Origin of the sequence: Pseudomonas sp. FP1762, assembly GCF_030687105.1 — a bacterium.
Classification (GTDB): Bacteria; Pseudomonadota; Gammaproteobacteria; order Pseudomonadales; family Pseudomonadaceae; genus Aquipseudomonas; species Aquipseudomonas siliginis.
On record NZ_CP117458.1, the window covers coordinates 5,771,519 to 5,794,983 of the forward strand.

At 54.3% G+C, this 23,465-nt stretch carries 22 protein-coding genes and 1 pseudogene; 11 read left to right on the plus strand and 12 right to left on the minus strand.

Annotated features, from left to right (window positions below; genetic code table 11):
- The first annotated feature begins 41 nt into the window (after window positions 1–41).
- Entirely contained in the window at window positions 42–371 is a 330-nt protein-coding gene (locus PSH90_RS25945) for a co-chaperone YbbN (protein WP_305381752.1), read from the plus strand.
- A gap of 21 nt (window positions 372–392) precedes the next feature.
- Here the strand turns inward: PSH90_RS25945 and kefC are convergent, their stop codons facing one another.
- The 5 genes from kefC to PSH90_RS25970 all read right to left on the minus strand — a co-directional run bounded on the left by kefC (window position 393) and on the right by PSH90_RS25970 (window position 4,585).
- Window positions 393–2,225: a glutathione-regulated potassium-efflux system protein KefC gene (gene kefC / locus PSH90_RS25950; protein WP_305381753.1), complete on the minus strand. Its 1,833-nt coding sequence runs from the start codon at window positions 2,223–2,225 to the stop codon at window positions 393–395.
- Entirely contained in the window at window positions 2,226–2,747 is a 522-nt protein-coding gene (gene kefF / locus PSH90_RS25955; RefSeq protein ID WP_305381754.1) for a glutathione-regulated potassium-efflux system oxidoreductase KefF, read from the minus strand.
- Window positions 2,748–2,858: 111 nt separating this feature from the next.
- Entirely contained in the window at window positions 2,859–3,077 is a 219-nt protein-coding gene (locus tag PSH90_RS25960; protein WP_134175963.1) for a 4-oxalocrotonate tautomerase family protein, read from the minus strand.
- A gap of 30 nt (window positions 3,078–3,107) precedes the next feature.
- A complete protein-coding gene (locus tag PSH90_RS25965) occupies window positions 3,108–4,214 on the minus strand; it encodes an alkene reductase (protein WP_305381756.1) in 1,107 nt (368 codons plus the stop codon).
- Window positions 4,215–4,252: 38 nt separating this feature from the next.
- Window positions 4,253–4,585, minus strand: a complete 333-nt coding sequence (locus PSH90_RS25970; protein ID WP_014860758.1) for a carboxymuconolactone decarboxylase family protein — start codon at window positions 4,583–4,585, stop codon at window positions 4,253–4,255.
- Window positions 4,586–4,826: 241 nt separating this feature from the next.
- On the opposite strand from PSH90_RS25970, the gene PSH90_RS25975 reads away from it, so the two are divergent.
- The 9 genes from PSH90_RS25975 to PSH90_RS26015 all read left to right on the plus strand — a co-directional run bounded on the left by PSH90_RS25975 (window position 4,827) and on the right by PSH90_RS26015 (window position 13,076).
- Window positions 4,827–5,405, plus strand: coding sequence for an ACP phosphodiesterase (locus PSH90_RS25975; RefSeq protein ID WP_305381758.1), 579 nt, complete (start codon window positions 4,827–4,829; stop codon window positions 5,403–5,405).
- Window positions 5,406–5,536: 131 nt separating this feature from the next.
- Window positions 5,537–5,923 (plus strand): hypothetical protein, encoded by a 387-nt coding sequence (locus PSH90_RS25980; protein ID WP_224795215.1) that lies wholly within the window; start codon window positions 5,537–5,539, stop codon window positions 5,921–5,923.
- 54 nt (window positions 5,924–5,977) lie between these two features.
- Window positions 5,978–6,586 carry an antitoxin Xre/MbcA/ParS toxin-binding domain-containing protein gene (locus tag PSH90_RS25985; protein ID WP_305381760.1) on the plus strand — a complete coding sequence of 203 codons (609 nt, stop codon included), beginning with the start codon at window positions 5,978–5,980 and terminating at the stop codon, window positions 6,584–6,586.
- 145 nt (window positions 6,587–6,731) lie between these two features.
- The gene (gene tcmP, locus PSH90_RS25990) at window positions 6,732–7,898 is read left to right on the plus strand and encodes a three-Cys-motif partner protein TcmP (RefSeq protein WP_305381761.1); all 1,167 of its coding nucleotides are present in this window, start codon (window positions 6,732–6,734) and stop codon (window positions 7,896–7,898) included.
- A 251-nt stretch (window positions 7,899–8,149) separates the two neighbouring features.
- Window positions 8,150–8,893 (plus strand): phage Gp37/Gp68 family protein, encoded by a 744-nt coding sequence (locus PSH90_RS25995; RefSeq protein ID WP_011102969.1) that lies wholly within the window; start codon window positions 8,150–8,152, stop codon window positions 8,891–8,893.
- Between the two features lie 16 nt (window positions 8,894–8,909).
- Window positions 8,910–10,241 (plus strand): three-Cys-motif partner protein TcmP, encoded by a 1,332-nt coding sequence (locus tag PSH90_RS26000; RefSeq protein WP_305381763.1) that lies wholly within the window; start codon window positions 8,910–8,912, stop codon window positions 10,239–10,241.
- A gap of 87 nt (window positions 10,242–10,328) precedes the next feature.
- Window positions 10,329–10,772 carry a hypothetical protein gene (locus PSH90_RS26005; RefSeq protein ID WP_305381765.1) on the plus strand — a complete coding sequence of 148 codons (444 nt, stop codon included), beginning with the start codon at window positions 10,329–10,331 and terminating at the stop codon, window positions 10,770–10,772.
- A 225-nt stretch (window positions 10,773–10,997) separates the two neighbouring features.
- The gene (locus tag PSH90_RS26010) at window positions 10,998–12,827 is read left to right on the plus strand and encodes a hypothetical protein (protein WP_305381767.1); all 1,830 of its coding nucleotides are present in this window, start codon (window positions 10,998–11,000) and stop codon (window positions 12,825–12,827) included.
- A 30-nt stretch (window positions 12,828–12,857) separates the two neighbouring features.
- Window positions 12,858–13,076, plus strand: a complete 219-nt coding sequence (locus tag PSH90_RS26015; RefSeq protein WP_305381769.1) for a hypothetical protein — start codon at window positions 12,858–12,860, stop codon at window positions 13,074–13,076.
- A 55-nt stretch (window positions 13,077–13,131) separates the two neighbouring features.
- On the opposite strand, the gene PSH90_RS26020 is transcribed toward PSH90_RS26015, so the two are convergent.
- The 5 genes from PSH90_RS26020 to PSH90_RS26035 form a co-directional block, all read right to left on the minus strand.
- Window positions 13,132–13,893, minus strand: a complete 762-nt coding sequence (locus PSH90_RS26020) for a hypothetical protein (protein WP_162492701.1) — start codon at window positions 13,891–13,893, stop codon at window positions 13,132–13,134.
- Window positions 13,894–14,563: 670 nt separating this feature from the next.
- The gene (locus PSH90_RS27640; RefSeq protein ID WP_081086978.1) at window positions 14,564–15,685 is read right to left on the minus strand and encodes a TniQ family protein; all 1,122 of its coding nucleotides are present in this window, start codon (window positions 15,683–15,685) and stop codon (window positions 14,564–14,566) included.
- Entirely contained in the window at window positions 15,643–16,533 is an 891-nt protein-coding gene (locus PSH90_RS26025; protein ID WP_305381771.1) for a TniB family NTP-binding protein, read from the minus strand. The genes PSH90_RS27640 and PSH90_RS26025 overlap by 43 nt, the downstream gene beginning before the upstream one ends.
- Window positions 16,530–18,458 (minus strand): helix-turn-helix domain-containing protein, encoded by a 1,929-nt coding sequence (locus PSH90_RS26030; RefSeq protein ID WP_060753640.1) that lies wholly within the window; start codon window positions 18,456–18,458, stop codon window positions 16,530–16,532. The genes PSH90_RS26025 and PSH90_RS26030 overlap by 4 nt, the downstream gene beginning before the upstream one ends.
- Window positions 18,445–18,999, minus strand: coding sequence for a heteromeric transposase endonuclease subunit TnsA (locus tag PSH90_RS26035; RefSeq protein ID WP_060753681.1), 555 nt, complete (start codon window positions 18,997–18,999; stop codon window positions 18,445–18,447). Before PSH90_RS26035 ends, PSH90_RS26030 begins: the two co-directional genes overlap by 14 nt.
- 258 nt (window positions 19,000–19,257) lie before the next feature.
- On the opposite strand from PSH90_RS26035, the pseudogene PSH90_RS26040 reads away from it, so the two are divergent.
- A pseudogene (locus PSH90_RS26040) lies at window positions 19,258–19,905 on the plus strand (ATP-binding protein); the annotation flags it as partial.
- Here the strand turns inward: PSH90_RS26040 and PSH90_RS26045 are convergent.
- A complete protein-coding gene (locus tag PSH90_RS26045; RefSeq protein WP_305381773.1) occupies window positions 19,902–21,116 on the minus strand; it encodes an aldose 1-epimerase family protein in 1,215 nt (404 codons plus the stop codon). The pseudogene PSH90_RS26040 and the gene PSH90_RS26045 overlap by 4 nt on opposite strands.
- Before the next feature lie 195 nt (window positions 21,117–21,311).
- Window positions 21,312–23,288, minus strand: a complete 1,977-nt coding sequence (locus PSH90_RS26050) for a methyl-accepting chemotaxis protein (protein ID WP_016772578.1) — start codon at window positions 23,286–23,288, stop codon at window positions 21,312–21,314.
- Window positions 23,289–23,465: the final 177 nt, after the last annotated feature.

Consider the following 23,465-nt stretch of genomic DNA (forward strand, 5'->3'; position numbering starts at 1 on the left):
AGCAGGACCGCACCTCCCACAGTCTGGAGCAAGAAGATCTCATGAGCCGTATCGTTGAGTTAAGCGCTCCACAGTTCACCCGATTTATTGCCAAAGGCAGCAGCGTTGTGCTGTTTTCAGCATCCTGGTGTAAGCCTTGTCAGGAGATGAAGCCGATCTTTCATGCGCTGGAGGAAAAGCTTCACGCCTTGGCAGTATTTGGGAAGATAGACGTCGCGGTATCGCCGACGATTGCGCAAATGTATGGCATTCGCGCGGTGCCGTCTTTGGCGGTCTTCCATCAGGGCCGACTTTTGCGGGTCATGCCTGGGTCTCGGTCCGTCTCTGCCTTGAAGAAGGTAATACTGGCGGAGCTGGAAGAGGCTCGTTAGGCGAGCCTCAGCCCCAATGGCTTAGTCTGGTGCGTTCCTGCCCTTGATTGCAGGTAAAGTTTTTCCCGGCCCGTTATCGAACGGGTGAGCACGATCTTCATTGAATATTTCTGTCAGCAGCGCATTAGCGCGCTTGTAGGCGTCGTACTTAAACTCGGTGTCGTCTTCGGGTTGGGCTGCCATTTCTTCAAGCATCTCCAGATTCAATCGGCGGAATCTATCCGCGCGTTCTCGAGCCTCGTAGCGCCCGATCCCAAGCTGCTCCAGCGCTCTTCGTCCCAAGGACAATGCACTCTCGAAAGTTTCCCTCTCAACTGCCTCAATCCCCATCTGGCGGAGGGTGATGATGTGCCCCATATCGCGAGCACGTACCACCAGCTTCAGAGATGGAAAGTGCTCCTGAGCCAGTCTGGTCAATGCCAGGTTGTCTTCCTGATTGTCGATGGCGTTGATCAGCACCACTGCCTGCGCAGCGCCGGCAGCGTGGAGCAAATCGATGCGGGTCGCATCGCCGTAAAATACCTTGACCCCGAACTTGCGCAACGTCTCGATATGATCGGGATCGTGATCCAGTACTACGACTTCAAACCCACACGACATTAGTAGTCGGCCGGCGATTTGGCCGAATCGACCGAAGCCGGCGATGATCACCCGAGGATTGCTTTGTTCAATGGTGTCAGCTTGCTGATCCCCCCGTTTATTTGCGGATTCCAGTCGATTAAGCACCAAGATCAGCAGCGGTGTGACGCACATGGATAACGCCACCGCCAAAGTGAGGCTTTTGCCCCAAGGGTCGACCAGAATCCCGGCAACGGTTGCTGCGCCAAACACGACGAAAGCGAACTCACTGCCTTGACCCAGAAACACCGCCTGCCAAGAGCGTTGTTCAGTAGGGACACTCAAGAATCGACCAAGGAGTTTGATAACCACCAGCTTGATCAGGATAAAACCCAAGGTAAGCGTCAAGACTTTCAATGGTGCATCGATCAGCGTGCCGAAATCGATCGACATGCCCACGCCGATAAAAAACAGACCGAGCAGCAGCCCCTTGAATGGCTCGATGTCACTTTCCAACGCGTGCCGGTATTCCGAGCTCGCCAACAGAACACCGGCGAGAAAGGCGCCCATGGCCATGGACAATCCTGCCTCCTCCAGCAAGAAGCCGAATCCAAACACTAGAAACAGCGCAACGGCACTGAAGATTTCACGCAATCCTGAGCGCGCGACGAAGCGAAGGACTGGACGGGAAACGTACTGACCCAAGAGCACTACCGCGATAATCGCACCGACGATTTTTGCGATGGACAGCGCGAGTTCAGCACCGGAAGGCGTACCACCATTTGCGGCCAACAAAGGAATCATTGCCACCAGTGGAATCGCCGCGATGTCCTGAAACAACAGCACGGCAAAACTGCTGCGACCCACGGCAGTTGGGATCATGTTTCGTTCGTTCATGGCCTGCATGGCAATGGCGGTCGACGAGAGACTCAGTGTTAATCCCACCAACAGTGCGGCTGTCCAGTTCAAGCCCAGTGCCGCGCAAAACACGGCAATTGCTAGACCACACGCAAGCATTTGCAGCGCACCGCCACCGAACACCATACGGCGCATGGCCCAAAGTCGTTTCGGGTCAAGTTCAAGACCAATGATGAACAGCATCAAGACCACGCCGATTTCAGCAAAATGCAGGATGGACTCCACATCCGTCACTAGCTTCAGGCCCCATGGGCCTATCAGGCAGCCAGCTAGTAGATAACCCAGCACGGGGCCCAATCCTAACCGCACTGCGATGGGCACAATCAATGCTGCTGAGCCTAAGTAAATGAGCATTTCAATCAGGCTATGAGTGTCCATTCATTCATCCCTCCACGAGATGAGACGTGTGCTGTAATCACGCATCTGTGGGAGCAGCGCATTTGCATCAGCTCTGTAGGCTCCATGAACTGCAACTGGGCTTAGCCAGCGCATCCCGCAGTAACGGGCTGTTGCTTGAAGGGGTTGAGCGAGCACGGCGAACCCAGGGTTGTCGCCGATATTGAAGTGATCGTGCTCGCCTCCCGTGGTCACAGCCCATAGAAGGTGTTTGTTTTTGAGGGCAGTGGCTCCCTCGCCATAGGCCCAGCCCTGAGTGAACACCTTGTCGATCCACAGCTTTAGAAGGGGGGGGTAGCTGTACCAATAAAGCGGATGTTGCAAAACCAGCAGGTGTGCTTGTTCGACAGCCCTCTGTTCAGCTTCGACATCAATGTTGAAATCGGGATACAGGTCGTAAAGGGAGCGGATGACGACATCGGAATTATTAGCGGCAAGCCTGAGCATCAACTTATTGACGTTGGATTTCTCAGGGTAAGGATGGGCATAGATGATCAGAATCACAGATTAATCCCCAACAAACCTGGGCGTTCTTTCAGAATGCAAAAAGCTCCCCGGTCACTGAGCACGAATGCACTCAATGTCCGCGGAGCCAAAGACTTGAAGGTGAAGCCCTTATTTACCGGCTTGCAGCTTCAATACTTCCTGCGCCGTCACGGGATTGCCGGCAATGCCCCAATCTCCGCTCTTGACCTCTTCAAAGATGACCCAAGTGAGGGCGCGCATGTTTTCGCCTTCCACCGACACCATGGCGTCAGTCACTTTGCGAATGACCTCGGCTTTTTGTTCATCGGAGAAAACGCCTTCAATACCTTTGATCGTTACGAGTGGCATGGTGTGCTCCTGAATGCTGGAAAAAGAATGTCAGGCTTTAGCCGAGGCATATTCCGGATAGTCGGTATAACCCTTATCAATCGAACCGCTTACCCCGTAGTAGGTCGCACGATCACCCTCGGCCAATGGCCAATCGTTTTGCATGCGCTCTACGAGATCCGGGTTTGCAATGTAAGCCGTGCCGAAGGCGACCAGGTCCAGTTCACCCTGGGCTAGTTCCGACTCTGCGATCTCTTTGGTGAAGCCGCCGGCGGCCATCAAGGTGCCTTTGTAGGCCTCACGGAATGCGGCCCCGAAACCAGGTGGTGTGTGCGCGGCGAGGATGGTCGGCTGGTAGTTCAGGTGAACGAACGCCAATTCGCGATCGTTGAGCGCAGCCGCCATGCTCATCCAGGTTTCTTGCTCGCCTTCGTACACGCCGAAGTCATACAGGCGTCCGAATGGGGAGAAACGTACGCCGATCTTCGAACCGCCAATTTCAGCTGCAATTGCGTCGATGGTTTCCAGCAAGAAACGCTGACGATTAGCGATGGAGCCACCGTACTGATCGGTGCGAGTGTTCAGGGCGCTGCTCAGGAACTGATCGAACAGGAAGCCGTTGGCAGCCATGATTTCGATGCCGTCAAAACCGGCGTCCATCGCCATGCGCGCAGACTTCACAAAGTCCGCAATGACACGTTTTACTTCGTCAGTTTCCAGCGCGCGCGGTGCGCTAGGCTGAACCGGGCCTGATTTGCCAGGCTCGACCCAAGCATAAACAGTGGTATCCACCGCAGGCACAGTCCCCGAGGAGACGGGCGCAATGCCATGCACCGAGACATGGGACATTCGGCCTACGTGCCACAACTGCGCGAAAATCTTTCCGCCTTTGGCGTGCACCGCGTCAGTGACTTTGCGCCAGCCTGGCAAGTGCTCATCTGCGTAAATACCAGGCGTGTAAAGGTAGCCGCGTGCTTCGTCGGAAATCGGCAGGCCTTCGGTGATCAGAAGGCCGGCGGAAGCTCGTTGCGCGTAGTACAGCGCATTCGATTCGTTTGGAATGTTGTCTAGCGTTCGGGTCCGTGTCATGGGGGCCATGACCACGCGATTCTTCAGGGGAACACCAGACAGATCGTACGGAGTGAACAATTTATTCATGATTATCTCGACGTAACTAAAAGTGGAAGGTCGGTGATTCAGGATTTGTCGAACGCGTCGAGCACATGGGTGCTGTAGACCAGCGCAGCACCAGCGTTCATGTTGATGGCGACGCCCAGCGCTTCCGCGACCTCTTCGCTCGTGACACCGAGTTTCTTGGCTTCCGCCGCGTGAAAGGCGATGCATCCGTCGCAACGAGTTGTCACAGCCACGGCCAAAGAAATCAGCTCGCGGGTCTTGGCGTCCAGATGGTTGGTCTTGCCGCCAGCGGCGCCTAGCGCAGCCATGCCTTTCATGGTCTCGGGGGACAGGCCATTGAGTTCAACCAGCCGTGTGTTGATGTCTTTGCGGGTTTGCTTCCAATCTTGCATGGGGATTCTCACAGGTATGGAGGACGACGGTTTCTAAGCAGTCAGAAAACTTACCCATAAGCTACCATCTAGTAGGTAGGCATACAATGTGGTTTGGTTGATATTCAATATCGAGGATATTAAGCTGAATATAATTGATCTATCTTTTTGCCTACCTCTAGGATGGTATCCTTCGCAAAAAGTCCTGCGGCACTCACCCAGGCCAAATGAAATCAATCACATATCTTGATAGCGAGTGGCCATGAACTACCTAGCGCACCTTCATCTCGGGGGGCAGCACCCTGAACAGCTGCTGGGAAGCCTTTACGGAGATTTCGTAAAGGGAGCACTCTCTGGACGCTTTTCTGTAAAAACAGAAGAAGCGATCCACCTTCATCGCAAGATCGACGCGTTCACTGATTCTCACGCTGTGGTGAAACGAGCCTTAGATCGGTTCACGATCACGCGACGTAGATATGGTGGGATAGCCCTCGACATGTTTTTTGATCACTGCTTGGCTCGGGATTGGGATCAGTACTCAGAAACCACCCTGAAGGAATTTTCGGAAAAGGTTTACGCGCTTCTACAAAGCGAACCTTCCTTGCCGGAGCCATTAGCTCGGGTGGCGCCTTTGATCGTTACGGAGGATTGGCTGGGTGCGTATAGAGACTTCTCGATGATCGGCCATGGCTTGGACGTGATATCCAAACGGCTATCGGAGCCTGAAAACCTGCGTAGTGCATTTGAAGAGCTGACATCCCTCTATGAGCCGCTGAGTTCAGATTTTGCGGAGTTTTATCCACTGCTGGAACGATTCGCGAAGCTTGCGAAACACACTTAGGGCATGCGGAATGAACTGCCAAGCGACTGGGTAGGAGATCCGTTGACCAACGGTTGCATCAAACAGGTATAGAAAGCGCAGAATTCAAAGCACTGTTTTGACGCATCTGGTGGCAAATGGACCTTACACGGTTGGCAAAGCTTTTCGGCGGACAAGGTACGCCGATAGATGGCTGTAGCTTGTCCGCAAAGGAGGCTGCCCTTTCTGCACAAGAAAAATACGCTCCTCGTCCGTATTGCTTGGTCAGCGACTGGACAATTCTGGACCTTGAGGTAAACAGCGACGAACTCATGGCGCTACACACGCGAGGCTTGGAGCCGGTTTTGGTCTACGCGCCGTGCGTTGTACTCGATAGTCGTGGACGTTACCAACCCGGTGATTGGGTGCGTACATCCTTTCAGATCGGTTTTGAATCATCAGGTTTTTTCCTGACCAAGAACACGGTGTACGTTCTGCTTGGCAGGGGAAATCGGCAGTGGATCACTATTGATGATCTCGACGCCCTCGTGGGGCAGTGAGACCGCCCGTTATGCATACATACATCGCCATTAAAACGTTCAAGGTGGCCGAATATGAGTGGGAATGATGTGTGGACGATTCGATGCCAACAGACCAATGATGGTAGCGGCGATCTCATCATCAATCTGCCAAGTGACTTGTTGAACCAAATGTCTTTGACGATTGGAGATAAGCTTACGGTTGATGTTGTCGGACGCTCAATCATCCTGAAGCCCACTTCTGACTTCGCGATGAGACAGGCGAGGATCGCGGCCCCTGCGCGGCAAGACTTCTCCCGTACCTATCGCCACCGCTTGAGATATCTGCTCAACATCTCAACAGATGCAACCGATGAGCAGCTCCACGAGCTGGTGAAGACAGGGCTGACAGGGAGCAGCCTTCTGGCATTGCGGGCTATGGGAATCGTGAATATTGACGTACAGCCACTGCAATCGAGCGATGCACGGCTGAGTACCAGCGAAAGTGATTACCTCTATCGAATCGCACATATCTTGGCTCTCGCAGAATCTTTCTTTGGGGACGTCGAAAAAGCTAAACGCTGGCTCTCCAAACCCAAGTCCCAGTTGTCAGGTAGAACGCCTATCGAAATGCTTTCGACTACCCCCGGAACAAATCGGGTAGAGGAATTGCTCACACAAGCCAGGGAAGGAATGCTTCTGTGAGGGCGTAATGACCAAGAAAGCGACAGCTCGCTGGACGTCTTCAGCGTAGCCATCCCGTAACGGCTCAGATATCGTATCGCCACTACGGAATACCATATTGTTCGTCTAGCTAACCAGTGAACGAGCGCATCAACAGGGAAGTGTTATGGCGGCGATACCAGTGGAGTACCACGGTCGGGAACAGGCTTACGTAAAGCACATTATTCTAAAGACCTATCTCCAACGGCTTTTCATGATTATTGGCAGAAATGAAACAGTCATCAATTACGTAGACTGCTTCGCTGGGCCGTGGTCTGAAGAATCAGAGGATTTACGCGACACCTCTATTGGCATTTCACTGAAGCTGATGAAAGACTGCGCCAAGTCGCTCGAAGAGGTCCATGGCTGCAAAGTTAAATTCCGCGCCTTATACATCGAGAAAAATAAAGAGGCTTTCTCAAAACTGAAAAGCTTTCTCGACAACGATTCGAGTTCCTGCGTTGCAGCAGACTGCATCCAGGGCGATTACACCACCAAAATTCCCGAGATTGCCGCATGGGCATCGCATAACTTCACCTTCTTTTTTATCGACCCTAAAGGGTGGCGCAAGGTCATCAACGCTCCGGTGCTTGCTCCACTACTGGCGTTGAACAAAGCAGAGTTTCTCATCAACCTGATGTATGACTTCATCAACAGAGCGATGTCGATGAAAGCACAGCAGGCAAACGTGGAAGATCTGTTGGGCAAACCGATCAGCTTTTCGGGTAAAGAGTCGGCGACCGAGCGACAGCGCATTATCGTCGCGCAGTACCGCCAGGCCATTGGAAGCCTTTACGGTGGCAGGTCAGCACATGTGACGGTGGAACGCCCTGGCATGGATCGTGTGTTGTATTTCCTGATTTATCTCACCCGACATCCAAAAGGCCTGATTGTCTTCAAAGAAGCCGCTGAGCAAATGCACATGATTCAACGTGTCAGTCAGTTTGAGACAAAGTTGCGAAATCAATCGAGCAAGCGCGCGCCTATCGACGATCTGTTCGGCACCATAGAGGAGCCGCCTGAGACAACGGGTGCTCAAGACAACCGAACGCTTGCAAAGACCTACTTGCTCACAAAGCTCTCGACGAGCCCGATGCTCATAGACAATGAGTGCTGGGCGGGCTTTTTGGAAGAAACAGACCTATACCCTACGGACTTTCAGCTCGCTTTTAAAGAGCTCGTGAAGGATGGAAAAATATACAACTTGGATAATGACGTTAAAAGTCGGACAAAGAAACCTGTCAGACCTAATTGGCCAAGAGCAAGCGAGCGATGGGCACTTTGTGCAGAATGAATCTCATCAATTCATTGGTGATATGCATGAACAGCAACGAGCAATATTCGTCCCATCACCGCTGGTCTTATATATCAAAACAAACTGACTTTTATTTATGTCATCGGGCTATTTGCCTAGTTTTTTGAAAGCTTTGTGGTATGCTTGAAACTTGGCAGGAATTAGAATATATGCTCCATCACTTCGGTGACGAGTGTTATTTCAAACCCATGATTAAGACTTTCCTGCATGACGACAGGAGTGAAATTGCAATGAGTACCCAGACGAGCATTGAATGGACTGAAATGACTTGGAACCCCATTGTTGGGTGCACCAAGGTATCGCCGGGCTGCAAGCATTGTTATGCAGAAAATATGGCTCATCGTTTGCAAGCGATGGGTACGCCGGGTTACGAGAATGGATTTAAACTTAGCCTGCGCCCTGAAAAACTGCGAGAACCACTTCAGCGCAAAAAGCCGACCATTTATTTTGTAAATTCGATGTCTGACCTGTTTCATGAGAAAGTCCCTGATCATTATATCGATCAGGTCTTTGAGGTAATTCGCGAAGCAACGCAACATACCTTCCAAATTCTGACAAAACGGGCCGAAAGACTCGCTGACTACTTTAGCAAGCGCACACCACCGACCAATGCTTGGCTGGGCGTCTCGGTTGAGGACAAGGCATACGGTGTTCCTCGTATTGATTGCCTGCGCCGGGTAAATGCAACAATCAGATTTCTCTCAGCAGAACCTCTTCTGGAGGATTTAGGCGAGATTGATCTGACCGATATCCACTGGGTGATTGTCGGTGGCGAGTCTGGTAACAAAGCACGCCCAATGCAGCAGGAATGGGTCGATAACATTCATCGCCAGTGCGACGTATCGGGCTCGGCCTTCTTCTTCAAACAATGGGGAGGCTGGGGGGCAGATGGCGTTAAACGCTCGAAGAAAGCCAATGGGCGACTGTTGAACGGTCAAACCTGGGATGAGATACCTCTTTTGAATTTAGCCTGAGTTAGGGATTGACCGCATGGCCAGGGATGAAAAGTACAAATGGAATATTTCCACAGGAACGTATCCCCAGATTGACCCGCACAGCAAGATAAAGCACAAAATTATCGAGGACTATATTCGCACTTACATCACAGTCGTGATGAGCAATCAGCGAATTCCCAAGATCGGGATAAATATCATCGACGGCTTCTGCGGAGGTGGTGTTTACCAAGATGATGACGGAGTGGGCATCCACTACGGCTCGCCGATCATTGCCTTGGATACAGTTCGACAAACCGTTGCCGAGCTCAATATTTTAAGACGGCAAGATCGCGAGGTTGCAGCCAACTACTACTTCGTAGACATCAAGAAAGACAATATAGATTATTTACGTGGCGTGCTTTTTGAAAGGGGATACAGCCACCTCATTGATCAGAATGTATTTCTGCTCCAGTCGCGTTTTACCAATGCGCTTCCTGCTCTGATTAATCAAATCAAGAAATTCAAGCTTTCCGAACGAGCGCTGTTTCTGCTGGATCAATACGCGTATAAAGATGTGCCATTTTCGAGCATTCGAACCATTTTCAATGAAGTGGATAATGCTGAGGTCTTATTAACATTCAACGTAGACAGTTTGATTGACTATCTGTCGGAGCGAGATGAAAACCGCAAGGCACTGCAAAACATCGATCTTGAGAAATACATTCCTTGGGAAAAGCTTCCCTCATTCAAGGCCACGATGCGTCGGGAATGGCAGCACCTCATACAGAGATTTCTGGCAGAAGGTATTCTGAAAGAAAGCGGCGCGGAATTCATGACGGTCTTTTTCATTACACCCTTCGGTTCCAACCCAAGGACCTACTGGTTCATCCACCTCGCCAACAGCTATCGCGCCAATGCGGTAATGAAAGAAATCCATTGGAAGTATGGCAACCACTTTTCGCATTCCATGACGCCTGCACTGTTTGTTGGCTACGACACCAAGCGCGACATCCAGGTGACCGATCAGCGAAACCTGGGCTTCGGTGAGGAACACTTCTTCGATGGCGTGACCGGCAAGCGGATAGAGACGGAGCTATCTGAACTGCTGCCACGCAAGATCTATGACCGGCCAACGCAGTCGTTCGGAATGATGATGAGGAGCATGGCCAACGGAACTATGGCTAACGAGAGCATCGTTCGTGAAGCGCTTCACATGCCGATCCTGTGCAAGGACATCGAAGTCTTTGACAAGGATGGGCGAACCAAGCGCCGCAAAGGCAGCAGCATCAAGTCCACTGACATCCTGATGCCCGCCTCTCAACGCACCATGTTTTTCACTCCGTCGGTGACAATGCCTCGCAAGACACAGTCGGACGCAGACGATTGACGACCGCCTCGGCTGCTCCCTGAATCTATTTTTCGTTCATTATCGGGCTGCTTGCACGCAACGGTTCACTGATGTCTGGAGTTATTGATGGTAGGTAAAAAACTAATTTGCGCCGCCGCGGTGGTTCACGCCCTGATTTTTGCAGATTTGGCGCAGGCTCAGCAGCCGGCGGTAGTCGCTCAGCGACCCGTGAGCGTGCCGTATGAGGTAACTGAAGGGACGTTCCTCAATCTGACATTGGAGCGCGTAGACCCGAACTATGTTGCGGCGATGGTCTACGAGAATGTTTACGACGACTACGAGAACGTGGCAATCGCACGAGGTAGCCGCTTGTTTGGACGTCTGATCAACAAGGTCAACGACTCACACGATGTGTATTTCACACAGCTACAGCTCAGCACCGGGCAAACGCTTAGTCTTGATCCTCCACTGCAAGCCACTTCCCCACTGGGCTCTGCAGGCATCATCGACTTCAAGCCAGCTGCCATTGCTGGAACCATCTGGCGACGAGATCAGGTAATGCCCCATTAATGGCATTCCTCTCAAGAAGATCGGTGTTCACAACAGCTACTTTTGATGGACGAGGCTCTAGTTAGAGCCCGCTCCCCAAAGACGCGAATGACGTGACAACTGGCCCAGAGAGTTCACATCAGAGCGCTTGGTCCTTACACTGGATAGTGATATCAAATAAGCAGCACATCGGTGAGCCGATGAAGCGCGAAATGGATTGAGCTGAAAGCCAGGAGATAGTGGTCGGTGACTGAAGCAGTGACGCGTTGCAATTTTGCATACGGAAGGCCAGATCTCAGAAATCCTGATCCAAGAACTCAAGATTGGCCAGGCGACTACATTGTCTGGTGGTATGGACCTGCGATGCGCAATAACAGGGCGATGTCCATCCCCCTAGCGGTCGTGCTGTTCCGCAGACTCAAGGACAACGTCCCAGGCGACTTTAAGGTGGCCTACATTCCGTTCACGAGTCTTCCCCACTATAGGGTGGGTACCATTTGGCGCAATGGTCGCTGCATCTCAGACACCGAGCTCGACACCGAGAGGCTTGCGGTCAACTTCAATGCAGGGGAATCGCGGATTACCTCACGCAGAGCGCTGTTCGCTTCAGGTCAAGGGCACCTCTTTGCAGATGAGGAGTATCCGTTACTCTTGGGAAACGACGATCGCTGCAAACTTCTCAACTTCTCGCTCGACGATGGTTGCAATCTGCTGATCCCCTGCACCGAGTACTTTGTACGTGCCTATGCCAGAAACATGGAGATTTGCAGGGCTTTAGCCAATTTGCGCTGGAGCGATGTTTCTAACGTTCTTTTTCAGAACCCGGCAGCAGAACGTAATCTGCCAGTCTGGCTGGTTCGCCCCGGCCCGAGAATGCGTTTCTTCGACGCGGTGTTTTTGGCCCATATTCTTTACGACCCACGCACAACCAGCGCTGTAAAGAGAGTGAATTCGCAATTCATTTCCCATGCACCGGGCAAGGCCATACTTCTCGAATGCAAACCCTGGTTCGAAGGTCCAGGTGAAATCCTCGGCCGTGGCAAATGGCTGAATGGTGGGAAAACGTTTTTGTGCTTGGATCTCATGGGAACGAACATGCCCAGAGGTCCAGAAGTCGAATTTCAGAAGCTGAAGTTCGACAGCAGCGAAGGTGTGGATGGCTTGGGAAGGCTCGTGCTGCCACGCCCAATCAAAAGCGCCGCTCTCGAAGACTTTCTCCAGGAACGATCCACGATTGAGCCGGATCGACATGCCGAAATCTATGAGGCGAAAGCGGCGCCTTTTAAACTACTCGGCGCAAAGCGCCCAGTGAAGAAAACAAAATCCGTGGTAAAAGCTAACAAAAGCCGCCTTGGACCAGCTCCACCTGAGGCAGATGGAGTTTCCGCAGGAACCGGCACGGGAAGTGGAAAGCAAGTTGGCAAGCTTGAAACAGTGTCGGATGAAGAGCATGAGGCAGCGCCCGACGTGGTGCTGGAAACCCAAGGCTTTTTCATGGACATCTGGAAGGCTCTCAAATCGATCGCCGCAGAGTATCCGAAAAACATTCTGCGCGTTGACTGGTACACGCCCGTGGCGCGATTCAGCAGTAAGCCGCCACTCGGTGTCGTTGAACTCGTGGTCGAAAACGAAGAGGAGCTGCCACCAGATATGCGCTCTTGGCTGTATCTGGACCGGGGCGCCGGACTGCGTCGAGGAATATTGATCGTCCGCATCAAAACGACCAAGGGTAACTACTTTTGCTTCGAGGTTCAGCGAAAGGACGGAAAAACCGGTGAGATACCTCCCGGATCTGCCGGACTGTTGATGAAATTCAGCGAAAATGAAGAGGCGTTCAAACATCTCGTCAACGAGCTATGTCAAAGAATTCCTCGCTACAGAGGGGTTTTCAGCAAGCTCAAGAAGCTCTACCCAGAAGACTACGTCACGTTCAACCACGGCAAACACGATAAGGAGATTATTTACCGAAGCATCCTCATCAACAAGTTCAACGAACTCGGGCTAGCACTCATTCAGCCTGAATCGCTGCCTACCCAAAAAGAGGATGACTCTATGGTAGGCGAAGAGATGGGCTAGGCTTCAGGAAGCATTCCAAGGAAGACCGCCATGCCTGACAACCTAGATGCCAAGATCGCTACGGCCGATGCTCTAACACTGCTACTACACAATCAGCACGCCCTAGGCGCCGCGATTGAAGAAATTACCAAGTGGCTATCAGAGAGTGGCTTAGAGAATATTGCAGACAACGCTGTTGTAGCCATGGAGACCTTGGATGCGAATTCAAAAGCAATTGCAGATGCAATCATGCAACTACGACAGTGCTAAAGCCTTGAAACCGGGTCGAAAGAGAACATCTGGTCAAACTCCATGAATTGCCCGCTCATTCGTCCATTGCTCGCTCATAGGTGCTCGCTGACGGCACCCAGAGCACCTTTTGTGAGCATTCGATGTTGAATCCAGCAGTCCCCTGGTAGGTTGCCGGCGCATATACCAGCCCCTTGCGACTGACCCTGCCAATCCCATGGAAATAAGCCAAGGCTTTAACGATCCATCTTGACTCAAAATCGCTAGTCTCGTCGCGTTGTGACAGCAATTCGACAAGCTCACGTTCGCGCTTCGCCTGTTTCTGTTGCTTTGCCCACCTTGGATCCGGGCGAGAGTTCAGCCCTGCGCTGTAGACCTGATTCAAGTACCCGACGAACCCCGTGACACTTGCCACATGCCCCGGCGACTTACGCCAATAGCCGTCGAGTGCTTTCTGGTCAATCATGGCGGCAGCCTTCAGTCGCGAGTGATCCAGAAGGTCAGAAGCAGATCGCAAGGCGAGCCTGATGGACCGTAAACTGATGTCACCGGCCGCCAGCCGACTTTGCAGCATACGGTGGTAACCAGTGATCAACTGCTGAGGCCAAGACTCTCTGGGTTGCTCCATGATGCCCTGCACACGTCGGTGCTCCGAATCCTCCTCACGGGCTTGTTCGCACACCACTAATCCGTCGAACTCGCTCAGCCAGCCCATCGGCACACGAGAGCGGCGCAATCCTTCGGCCGAGAAATGCCGCAGCAACTGAGAGTACTGAGGCACACCCTGCCAGACGTTTTCGAGCTCTTTAAAGAACTTGTAATAGGCGTTGATTTTCAAGGCTGCAGCCTTGGGTCCGAGTTCAAGCAAAACCCAATTTCCGAATCGCTCAAACCGCTGCGCCATCGATAGCACGCTCAAACCGCTAGTGTTGATTGCCAAGCGCTTTTGGAAGGTTCGCTCCCAATAGCACTGCTCACATTCTTTGCCGCGCCCGGCTGGCGTGCTGACACCACAAGTCGCGCACGCATTCACACCCTGCTCAATGCAGACCTTGCAGCGCTTGCGACCATCAGGTTCCGATATCAGTACGCGATGGCGCCGGCAATCAGGACAGGTTTCGGCAGCAGGGCCGCTGCATTTTGGGCAGAGCAATCTGCCGGTCAGCGAGTTCCTCGCTGTTCGCTGAGATAGCGTTCCACACGCGTCACAGATTGCCGGTTCACGAAAGTGCACTGCGCAGGGTTTACACACAGGCCCATAGGGGGTGATCCGCCCTATCTTAAAATCGACTTTGTTGCATCGGGCACAATAACCGCGCCTTAAACAGGCACTGCAGCGAGCGGTCTTATCGAATGTCGGGAGTCTGGCGAAATTGCCACAGCCAGGACATAGTCGACGCTTGAACAGCCGCGGGTAACAGTTGCCGCAATAACGCTTATCTTGGTAAATCCTCTTGGGCTGTTCAATGGCACGACCGCAGCCGTCGCATTCACAACGAGCCAAATGTTCAACGGATACCACGTCGTCTGACCTTTCGTTTCAGTCGCAACCACATACGCAGCGTCTGCGCGGGGCTACTGGTTTGTTTACGGTCAACACAGCTCACCAAATGATGCCTAGGCGACTGCAATGCAGCGACCAAATCCAGCAAAACTGGAGGAGAACCACTGGAGGGTAAATGCAGCGTCGAGGCTGGAAGTGACTCATGCCGTGCCGCTTCGATAAATCTTTGTGGCCCGGCTGACATTATCACCCACACGATGCTGAGCAGGACAGAGCGCTCAGCGGGAGGAAGGTATTCAAGGGGCAACCCCACCGGAATCGGTTGAAGAGACTCAAGCGGTATACCCAGTGATTCAAAGAATCTTTCAGCCGCAGCGCTATGGCGACGCACTGCTGCCTGAGCAAAGCTCACCATTGTTCGTGCAACAGTTAACCAATCGCGAAAATCGAGTGGCGACGAGCCGTACAAGGGCCAACGGCCAATGCTTTCGTCCACGTATCTCTGGAAAGCCAGCGCAGCTACTGCCGCGTCGCACCGAGTGCCATCGTTTAGCGCAGCACCGCACCTGTGGCAGGTGCCGAGCGAGCCTCCGGCTCTCAGCAGCTCCGGTTGAAGCGGCGCCAGACAATGTCCGCACCGCTCAATCAGCTGCACGCCATGGATAGGGCAGCAGGTATGCCAAGCTAAACGCCACTGGATGAAAAACCGAGAATTAGATTGCGCAATGCAATCCGGGCAGCATTGCAGCCCTCCGCTATGATGACCGCCTCGAGAACCCAGTACCGTCAGCCAAGGCCAGCTTGCGCGCAGTAATCTGTGCGGCTGACGCACAATCGAAGTCATCACATGCTCGAGGGTGGCGGACTGCAAGCTTGCGCAGGGCACACCCGACTGCTTACTCAGAACCGCAAGCCTACTCACTGAAACAGATCGATCCAAATCACTTGCCCAAGCCCTAATGCCAGGCCATGCGATTACGGTCAACGCTGCTGGTGAGCAGCCGTGAGCTAGCGCCATCCTGATAATCCAGGAAGTTAGAAGCTCGTCCGTAAGCAGCGGTTTACTAAGAGGCCAGATCGGGTTTAAAGGGACTGCTCCCGGATGCCACGAGTAGGACGCAACCATGACATGCTCTCGATGAGTTCTATGTCAATGCATTCCTTGCCGGAGACTATGGCCTGCTTCGAGCACTCCATCAGAAGCCGGTGCACATTCCCAAGGTTACCGCCGGAAATCGCGTGTACACGCCGAGCCTTGTCTGGATGTGCCAGCCCAGAAGGCTTTTTCAAAGGCAGTATCGACTCAAAACCTTTGAGCATGCGCTGAAATTCGGGATCGAGCTTCCATTGATCGAGCTTGATAACATCGAAGCGGCTGGCATGTTGTGGATCATGATGGAGGATGCGAACAGCATCCGTGGTTCCAACACCAATGATTGGAATCACCAGCTCGTTACAGAGGGACTTCAAAGCGTTCATCACCTCACGCTGCTTAATTGCAGAGCCTGTGAGCAACGAATGGAACTCATCAATGATGAGCATTCTGACCTTAAGCTCGCGGAAGGAGTGAATAACCTGGTAGCGCAATGCCAACTTGGTATCCGTGATCCTGTAAGGCATCCATAACTGTTCCAAAAGAGCCACATACAGCGCCTTCTCGTCAGCAGTCGATGGGGCTTCTGCCAAAATCAGGGGTCGAACGGGATCGTCATTTTCGTCGACGTACCCTTCGCCATGCGTTTTCTGAAATCGCCTGATAACGGTCGTCTTACCATTGTTGGAATCGCCTACGATCAGCAGATTAGGCATGCGGGCTCGCTTGGGCATGACGATCAGGTCATTGAGCGTGTCCAGAATAGTGCGAGCCGATGCATACCCGATCCAACGTTCCTCTCCCATAAAGAGGATCCGTTCCCGGTCGCTCAACTGCAACACTGGTCGAAAATCAGGATGGATGTGTTCGTATGTGCTCATTCGACTTCACCTGTCGACTCGACTTCCGAAAGCATAAGCAAATCAGAATCCTCCTGGACGAGATCCAGTACCAGCTTGGCCACAGGCTTTGTAGGTTGGGCCGGTGTACCTTTCTTGCTGTGGGTACGACTCTTTTGAGCGTCTTTCCGGGCTCTCTTGCTGGTCGCGGATGCCTCCTCGACTAGCTTTCGGTTTTCGACGGCGTACTCGGCGATCAATGCGTCGTCAATGTTCTCCCGCCCTTCGCTGACAGCCTTATCCTTGGCAGCGTGATATTCCCAAAGCGTCACCGCAGGAAATGCCTGGTATGAGGCCGGCACGCGAAAGTACTGCTTCAGAACAGGATCGTAGAACCAAATGACGCTGACATCCCTCGGATCCCGCCTAAAAAGCAGTTTGATTGCCTTTCCAGTCGCGGGATCTTTTCGATTGATCCAATGGCGCAGCGCTTCGGAGTAGTAAAATAGATCCCATTGCACCCCGTACGTCTGCACGGTCCTGCGTTGCGATGGCAGGAAATCCAACTGGACCGCCAAAGGATCGGTCGGCCGCGCCGGCACACTGACCAAGGGATCGAACTCCCGATTGCCGAAAAACGCCAACTGCCACTTGCGAGCAGGGCTCATGTGGATCTTCTTATGATAGGTCTGGTGATACTTCAAAATTGACCGAACCAGCCATATCTCGAATTCCGCCATTGTGAGAACGGCTTTAGCATCCGAGTCATAGCCCTCGCGCTCCTGAGGGTTACTGAAGGTAGTGCCTGGCAGCTCGTGGACCATTCTCATGAAAGTGCCAAGCACCCGTTCAATTCGACCACCGTATTTTGGAACTTTGGATGGTCGGAAGACGCTGTCTATCCCGTAGTTCTTACAGGAATCCACGATATTCTGCGCCCGGAAGTCAGCACCGTTGTCAGTATGAATTGTTCGTGGAAACCCCCAAACAGGCCATTCACCACGAATGTCGTGAGCAGCCAGCCAAGCTTCCTTGGGAAGAATAGAGTGTGCGATGCACATCGCAACGGATGTCTCGGAAGGCGCCTCGAACGCCAGGTAGTAACCAACGATCATGCAGGAGTAGACGTCAATGGCGAGGGTGAGCCAAGGCCGACCAATTGGCTTGCGGTGTCGTTCGTCCACCACAATGAGGTTGACCGGGGTATGGTCGATCTGCACAACGGCCAGCGGATAGCCCTCATCCGGAAACTGGCCGACTGAAGGCGTGTGTCTGTTGTTCGCCTGATCGGCATAACCGCGCCGACGAAGCTTCACCACCTCCGGAATCTGCCTAATCCGCGCCCTGATAGCAGATGCGCCAGGAGGCTGGATATCGAGCGCTCGCGCTCTGCGCTCAATCTCCGAAATCGTGGACTGAACCGTGTACCTCTGCACCGTCAGGTAGTAATCATCCAGCACGTCCTGTACGAGCTTTTCTCCTTCGACAGAAAGACGTGTGCTGCCCTCGCGCCAACCGCGCTTGCGCGGAACAAGAGCCAGAACCTCATTCCATCGATTGTACCGATCCAGCCAACGATAAAGCGTTGCCGGGCTGATCCCGGTGGCCTTCGCTCGCGCTGCCACTGTCTCTTTGGACAACACCGTGTTGCCCAATAGAGGCAGAATCGCGGAATAGCGCTTTTGCGCTATAGCCCAGGCATCCGAACTGATGCTGCTGATATCGTGGTTAACGTACAGCCCGTCCAGTTTCTCCGGATCTACAGCTCTGAGGTCCATAATTTGAAGGGCCGTACTGCGGCCCGTCTCGACCTCGGTCCCGATCACCGTTTGTAGATCTAGGATTTGAACAATCCGGTAGACCTCTTTGTCCCGGCGCACCATCGCGCCGACTTCAATGGCAACGCGTGACCGAACAGGTTCAAACGGAACCAGGTGCTCGCTGGTGTCGTCTTCATACAGTTTCATTATCGGGGACCCAGAGTTCGAGATCGTGGTTAAGAGGTTCGGTGATGTCGCAGTCGACCTGACGCGTGGCAATCAAGTGCCAAAGCAGCGACACGCCCCGGTCACGGAAAATGCCATTGAAGTGCCGTGCCAGAAGGTAGTGCACTGGGGCGACTTCCATCTCACGCAGCGTCTTCAACACAGCATCGATGTCGCTTTGTTCAAAAATCATTCGCTCGAAACGCTCCAAGAACACAATGTTTTCGAGCGGGAGACCGCGAATGCGCGATTCATCATAAATGCGGAACTGCCACCCCTGGCTGCGCGCCAACCGGCGAGCCTCCTTCCATTTACCTGACCAGTCTCGCCAATTTTCTACCCATTGCTCCCTCGGCTTGACCTCCACCAGCAGCGGCGGCAGTGCGCCGAAGTAAGGCAGGTGCTGCTGGTGGTAGAAAACAAGGTAATCAGGCGTGTAGATCTGGGGACGGCCCAAGGAGTCGGTGAAAGGAACCTCAACCGGTTGGGAGATAACCGACTCGACCTGGTGAGAGAACCGCATCCGTTTCAAAAAATCCCTTTCCAACGACGATTCGAAAGCAACACCACCGAGCCCCTTGAAAGCCATCACTCCTGAAATGCTGCGGCGAGTCGGCTTGATCTTTCGGACCGATTTAATTTGGTCGCATTTATTTCCGATCATTTTCTATCTGGTCTCATTTATTACCGACATTCTTCTCAGTAATTTCAGAAGCGTTCTATGGCCAACAAAGGCCTCTAGCCTAGCCCTTTCTCAGTTATTTCGAAAGCCGACAGCAGCTCGAAACCGCAACCCGGCGAGATCACCCTCGCCCACCATGGCGTGCTGTTTCTCGATGAGTTGCCGGAGTTTGATCGCAAGGTGTTGGAAGTTTTACGCGAGCCTTTGGAGTCGGGACATATCGTCATCGCGCGGGCCAAGGATCGCGTACGTTTCCCCGCGCGATTTCAATTGGTTGCCGCGATGAATCCGTGTCCCTGTGGATATCTTGGCGAACCGAGCGGCAAATGCTCGTGCACACCGGACATGGTCCAGCGCTATCGCAACAAGCTGTCAGGGCCGCTGCTGGACCGGATCGATCTGCACCTGACCGTGGCGCGGGAGGCAACCGCGTTGAATCCGGCAGCCAAGCCCGGCGAAAACAGCGCCAGCGCTGCGGCTCTGGTGGCCGAGGCTCGCGAACGACAGCAGAAGCGTCAGGGCTGTGCCAATGCGTTTCTCGATCTGCCGGGGCTCAAGCGTCACTGCAAGTTATCCACAGCTGACGAGAAATGGCTGGAGGCGGCATGCGAGCGACTGATCCTGTCGCTGCGCTCGGCGCATCGCCTGCTCAAGGTCGCGCGCACACTGGCGGATCTTGAGCAGGCCGATGCGATTACCCGCGAGCATCTGGCCGAGGCACTGCAATACCGGCCGGCGACACCTTAATGCTCGGTCAGATCAACCAGCGGTGCCTGACGCACTTCGGTATCACGCCCGGCCTGAATATCGGTCACACGCTTCAAGGCGTTATCCACCGCAGCTTTATCCGCCAACAGGCTGTAGCTGATCTGGAACTGCTTGTGCTGTTTTGGGGCGATGGTCGGCACCAGATTCAACGGCCGCTGATAGCGACGGTTATAGGAAAAACTCGTCCCAGGCTCCAGCCCGGTGACGTAGCCCTGCCCCTGGGTGTCGGTGTTTTTCCACAGCGAGAACACCGGCAACTGCTCGGTGTTGAAGCCAACGGATACGCCGAGACTACCGGCCTTGTTGTGCAACACAGTCAAGGTGTCACCCTTGGCGTCCGCATACGGCACGACGTTGTAGACAGTTTCGTCGTAGTCCTTGGTTGGCGCGCGATAGGTCTGCCAGTCGGGCAGGTCACCCTTGGCCTTGTCGTTGAACGGCGATACCTGCTTCACCGGCGCAGCGAATTTTGCCCCTTGCTCAAGAAACGGCGTGCTGAAATTGCTGTGATACAGCGCCTGATATTCCTTCGCATAGTCGCCGTTGTTGGTCAGAGTGTCGTTAAGGGCGAAGCTTGCGCTGCCCGGTTCGGTGACCAGTTCGGTCGCTACCGAGAAATCGACTTTCTTGAATGCCTGCTCTTTCAGCTCGCCACGCAGCGTGATGGCATACGGCGGCTTCTCGTCGATGTGCAAAGTGACGGTGCTGGCCGGGATGTTGGCGGCGCGACCGTGCAGGGTCAGCAGTTCGCCGTTGTCCATGCCGGGATGGCCAACCCACTCGTAACCGCAACGGGTGACCAGCTCATTGAAGCCTTCCAGCCAGCCCAGACCACCGCGACCGTTGAGTTCGATGAACGCTGGGTTGACCACGTCCTTGACCGGCGAATCCCAGCCCATGCGCACGTCGCCCACCGAAGCCTGCAACACGTTCATGCCACGGGTTGGCACCACCGAGAGTTTCATCGTGCCGTTATCGATGTCGACGATGCTGACGCCCTCCTGACGACCGCCATGCAGAGTACGCAAGGTCACGGAAAACGGTTTGGCGGTTTTTACACCGAGTTGCTCACTGGTGATCGTCCGGTTTTTTGCCGGAGTGTTGGCGTCGATTAGGACATAGTCCCAAGCCATGGCATGAGAAGCGGCAGAGAATGCGCCGAGGGCGACGAGGAGTTTGAGCGGGGTCATGGCAGCAGCCTTTATTGGAGTTGTGCCATTTTTATAGCGCTGCGGAAACGTTTCAGCAAGTGCAAAGAAGCGGTGGGAGAAAAGCATTCGCGAGCAGGCTCGCTCCCACAGGGACATCGGGCCTTCACAATATTTGTGAATTACGCCGACTACTGTGGGAGCGAGCCTGCTCGCGATAGCTGTTTCAAAGATGCATCAACGGAAGCGGTCAACCTCGGAACGCAGATCCGCCGCCAGCTTCTCCAGCTCTTTCGCGGTGACAGCCAGGTTCGACACCACCTCACGCTGCTCACTGTTGGCCAGTGCGATGCTCTGCAAATTGCTGCTCAGCAACGTAGCAGTGCTGCTCTGCTCCTGAGTGGCGGTGGTGATCGCGGCGAACTGCTGGCCTGCCGAACGGCTCTGCTCGTCGATCCGCGCCAGCGCCGAGGCGACATTGGCGTTGCGCGACAGGCCTTCCTGCATCAGCACGTTGCCCTGTTCCATAGTGCTGATCGCGTTGCCGGTTTCCTGTTGGATGCTGTGGATCATGCTGGAGATTTCATCGGTCGCCTGACGGGTACGCGAGGCGAGGCTGCGCACTTCGTCCGCGACCACGGCAAAACCGCGACCTTGTTCACCGGCACGCGCGGCTTCGATGGCAGCGTTGAGTGCCAGCAGGTTGGTCTGCTCGGCGATCGAGGTGATCACACCGACAATTCCGCCGATTTCCTGAGAGCGCTGCCCCAGCGTGTTGATCACGCTGGCGGTGCTGTTCAGCGCACCGGCGATCTGCTCCAGCGACGACGACGCTTCTTCCATCGAGCTGCGGCCGATCTGCGTTTGCTGAGCGTTTTCCTGCGCCAGGCGCTGGGTCGCGCCCATGTTGTCGGCGATGTTCAACGACGTCGCGCTGAACTCTTCCACGGCGCCGGCCATGCTGGTGATTTCGCCCGACTGCTGCTCCATGCCCTCATACGCACCGCCGGACAAACCGGACAGCGCCTGCGCACGGCTATTGACCTCTTCCGAAGCGCGGCGGATGTGCTCGACCATGGTCGACAGCGCCTGGCTCATCTGGTTGAACGCGCGGGACAGCTGCCCGATTTCATCGTGGCTCGATACGTTCAGACGCACGCTCAGATCACCAGCACCCAAGGCCTCAGCCTGACGCACCAGATCGCCCAGCGGCGCGAGTTTGCTGCGCAGCAGCCAGACCACGGAACCGACCGCGAGCAACATCGCCAGCAGGCTGCCGATCGCCAGTTGCGTACCGACGCTCCAGGTCACCGCGCGGATCTCGGCTTTCGGCATGCTCGCCACCACCGACCAAGGGCCACCTTCGAACGGCACGGCGATGCTGTAGAAGTCCTCGCCCTTGTCGCTCCAGAACTCACCCTTGCCCGGGGTTTTGACCAGATTGTTGATGGTCGGGGCGGCTTGATCCAGGTTTTCGACACCGGCAATCGGCACCAGCCATTTGTTCTGCTCGTCGAGCAGGGCCAGCGAGCCGGTCTTGCCAATGCGGAAGCGCTTGAGATTGGCGAACTGCGCGTTCTGCGCGTCGGTGTAATCGAAACCTACATACAACACGGCGATGATCTTGCCGCCCGCATCGCGCACCGGTGTGTACTGCGACATGTAGTAGCGCTCGAACAGCAACGAGCGGCCGACATAACTCTGCCCTGCCATCAACTTCGCGTAGGCCGGGTTGGCATGATCGAGCACGGTGCCGATGGCACGGGTGCCGTCCTGCTTGCTGACGTTGGTGCTGACGCGAATGAAGTCTTCGCCGCTGCGCACGAATACCGTGGCCACACCGGCAGTCATCTGCTTGAACTCGTCAACTTCCTTGAAGTTGTTGTTCAGCACTTCGTTGCCCAGATGCAGACCCGGGGTCTGCACGCCGGCCACGGTCACTGGCTGATCGGGGTGCACACTCAGGCCACTGCCGAAGCGTTTTTCGAACAGACCGCTCAGGCGCAGGGTGCTTTCGCGCAGCGTACCGTGGAAGGTACTCAGTTGATCGGCCAGCAGCCGGGCCTCACTGGCCAGATGCTCTTCACGGGTGGCGAGGTTGGCGGAATCCAGCGAACGCAAGGCGAACACCGTACTGCCGCTGATGACTATCGCCAGTATCACAGCAAGGGCAAGGCCCAGCTGCGAGGCGATCCGAGCACGAGGTTGAGACATGAACAGCTCCTGGCCGAGCCACCGAATCCTCCTTGATCGCGGTAATTGCCCGGAAAATATTCTAATAGTGGGGTGTAACGCGGAACCGGCACGACGGTTCCACAAGCTCGTAGTCGGCGGTAAAACCGAATACTTGAGCGCATTGCGTGGGTATGGCGCAGTGGTGGCATTGTGCCG

Excerpts from the sequence above, each read along its gene's own strand:
- PSH90_RS25995 (WP_011102969.1), top strand. The coding sequence starts at position 8,150 with ATGAGTACCCAGACGAGCATTGAATGGACTGAAATGACTTGGAACCCC.
- PSH90_RS26050 (WP_016772578.1), bottom strand. The coding sequence starts at position 23,288 with ATGTCTCAACCTCGTGCTCGGATCGCCTCGCAGCTGGGCCTTGCCCTT.
- tcmP (WP_305381761.1), top strand. The coding sequence starts at position 6,732 with ATGGCGGCGATACCAGTGGAGTACCACGGTCGGGAACAGGCTTACGTA.
- PSH90_RS25960 (WP_134175963.1), bottom strand. The coding sequence starts at position 3,077 with ATGCCACTCGTAACGATCAAAGGTATTGAAGGCGTTTTCTCCGATGAA.
- PSH90_RS25970 (WP_014860758.1), bottom strand. The coding sequence starts at position 4,585 with ATGCAAGATTGGAAGCAAACCCGCAAAGACATCAACACACGGCTGGTT.
- PSH90_RS26045 (WP_305381773.1), bottom strand. The coding sequence starts at position 21,116 with ATGACCCCGCTCAAACTCCTCGTCGCCCTCGGCGCATTCTCTGCCGCT.
- kefC (WP_305381753.1), bottom strand. The coding sequence starts at position 2,225 with ATGGACACTCATAGCCTGATTGAAATGCTCATTTACTTAGGCTCAGCA.
- PSH90_RS26025 (WP_305381771.1), bottom strand. The coding sequence starts at position 16,533 with ATGAGCACATACGAACACATCCATCCTGATTTTCGACCAGTGTTGCAG.
- PSH90_RS26030 (WP_060753640.1), bottom strand. The coding sequence starts at position 18,458 with ATGAAACTGTATGAAGACGACACCAGCGAGCACCTGGTTCCGTTTGAA.
- PSH90_RS25965 (WP_305381756.1), bottom strand. The coding sequence starts at position 4,214 with ATGAATAAATTGTTCACTCCGTACGATCTGTCTGGTGTTCCCCTGAAG.
- PSH90_RS26005 (WP_305381765.1), top strand. The coding sequence starts at position 10,329 with ATGGTAGGTAAAAAACTAATTTGCGCCGCCGCGGTGGTTCACGCCCTG.
- PSH90_RS25985 (WP_305381760.1), top strand. The coding sequence starts at position 5,978 with ATGAGTGGGAATGATGTGTGGACGATTCGATGCCAACAGACCAATGAT.
- PSH90_RS25945 (WP_305381752.1), top strand. The coding sequence starts at position 42 with ATGAGCCGTATCGTTGAGTTAAGCGCTCCACAGTTCACCCGATTTATT.
- PSH90_RS26035 (WP_060753681.1), bottom strand. The coding sequence starts at position 18,999 with ATGCGGTTCTCTCACCAGGTCGAGTCGGTTATCTCCCAACCGGTTGAG.
- PSH90_RS26000 (WP_305381763.1), top strand. The coding sequence starts at position 8,910 with ATGGCCAGGGATGAAAAGTACAAATGGAATATTTCCACAGGAACGTAT.
- PSH90_RS27640 (WP_081086978.1), bottom strand. The coding sequence starts at position 15,685 with ATGGTTGCGTCCTACTCGTGGCATCCGGGAGCAGTCCCTTTAAACCCG.
- PSH90_RS26015 (WP_305381769.1), top strand. The coding sequence starts at position 12,858 with ATGCCTGACAACCTAGATGCCAAGATCGCTACGGCCGATGCTCTAACA.
- PSH90_RS25975 (WP_305381758.1), top strand. The coding sequence starts at position 4,827 with ATGAACTACCTAGCGCACCTTCATCTCGGGGGGCAGCACCCTGAACAG.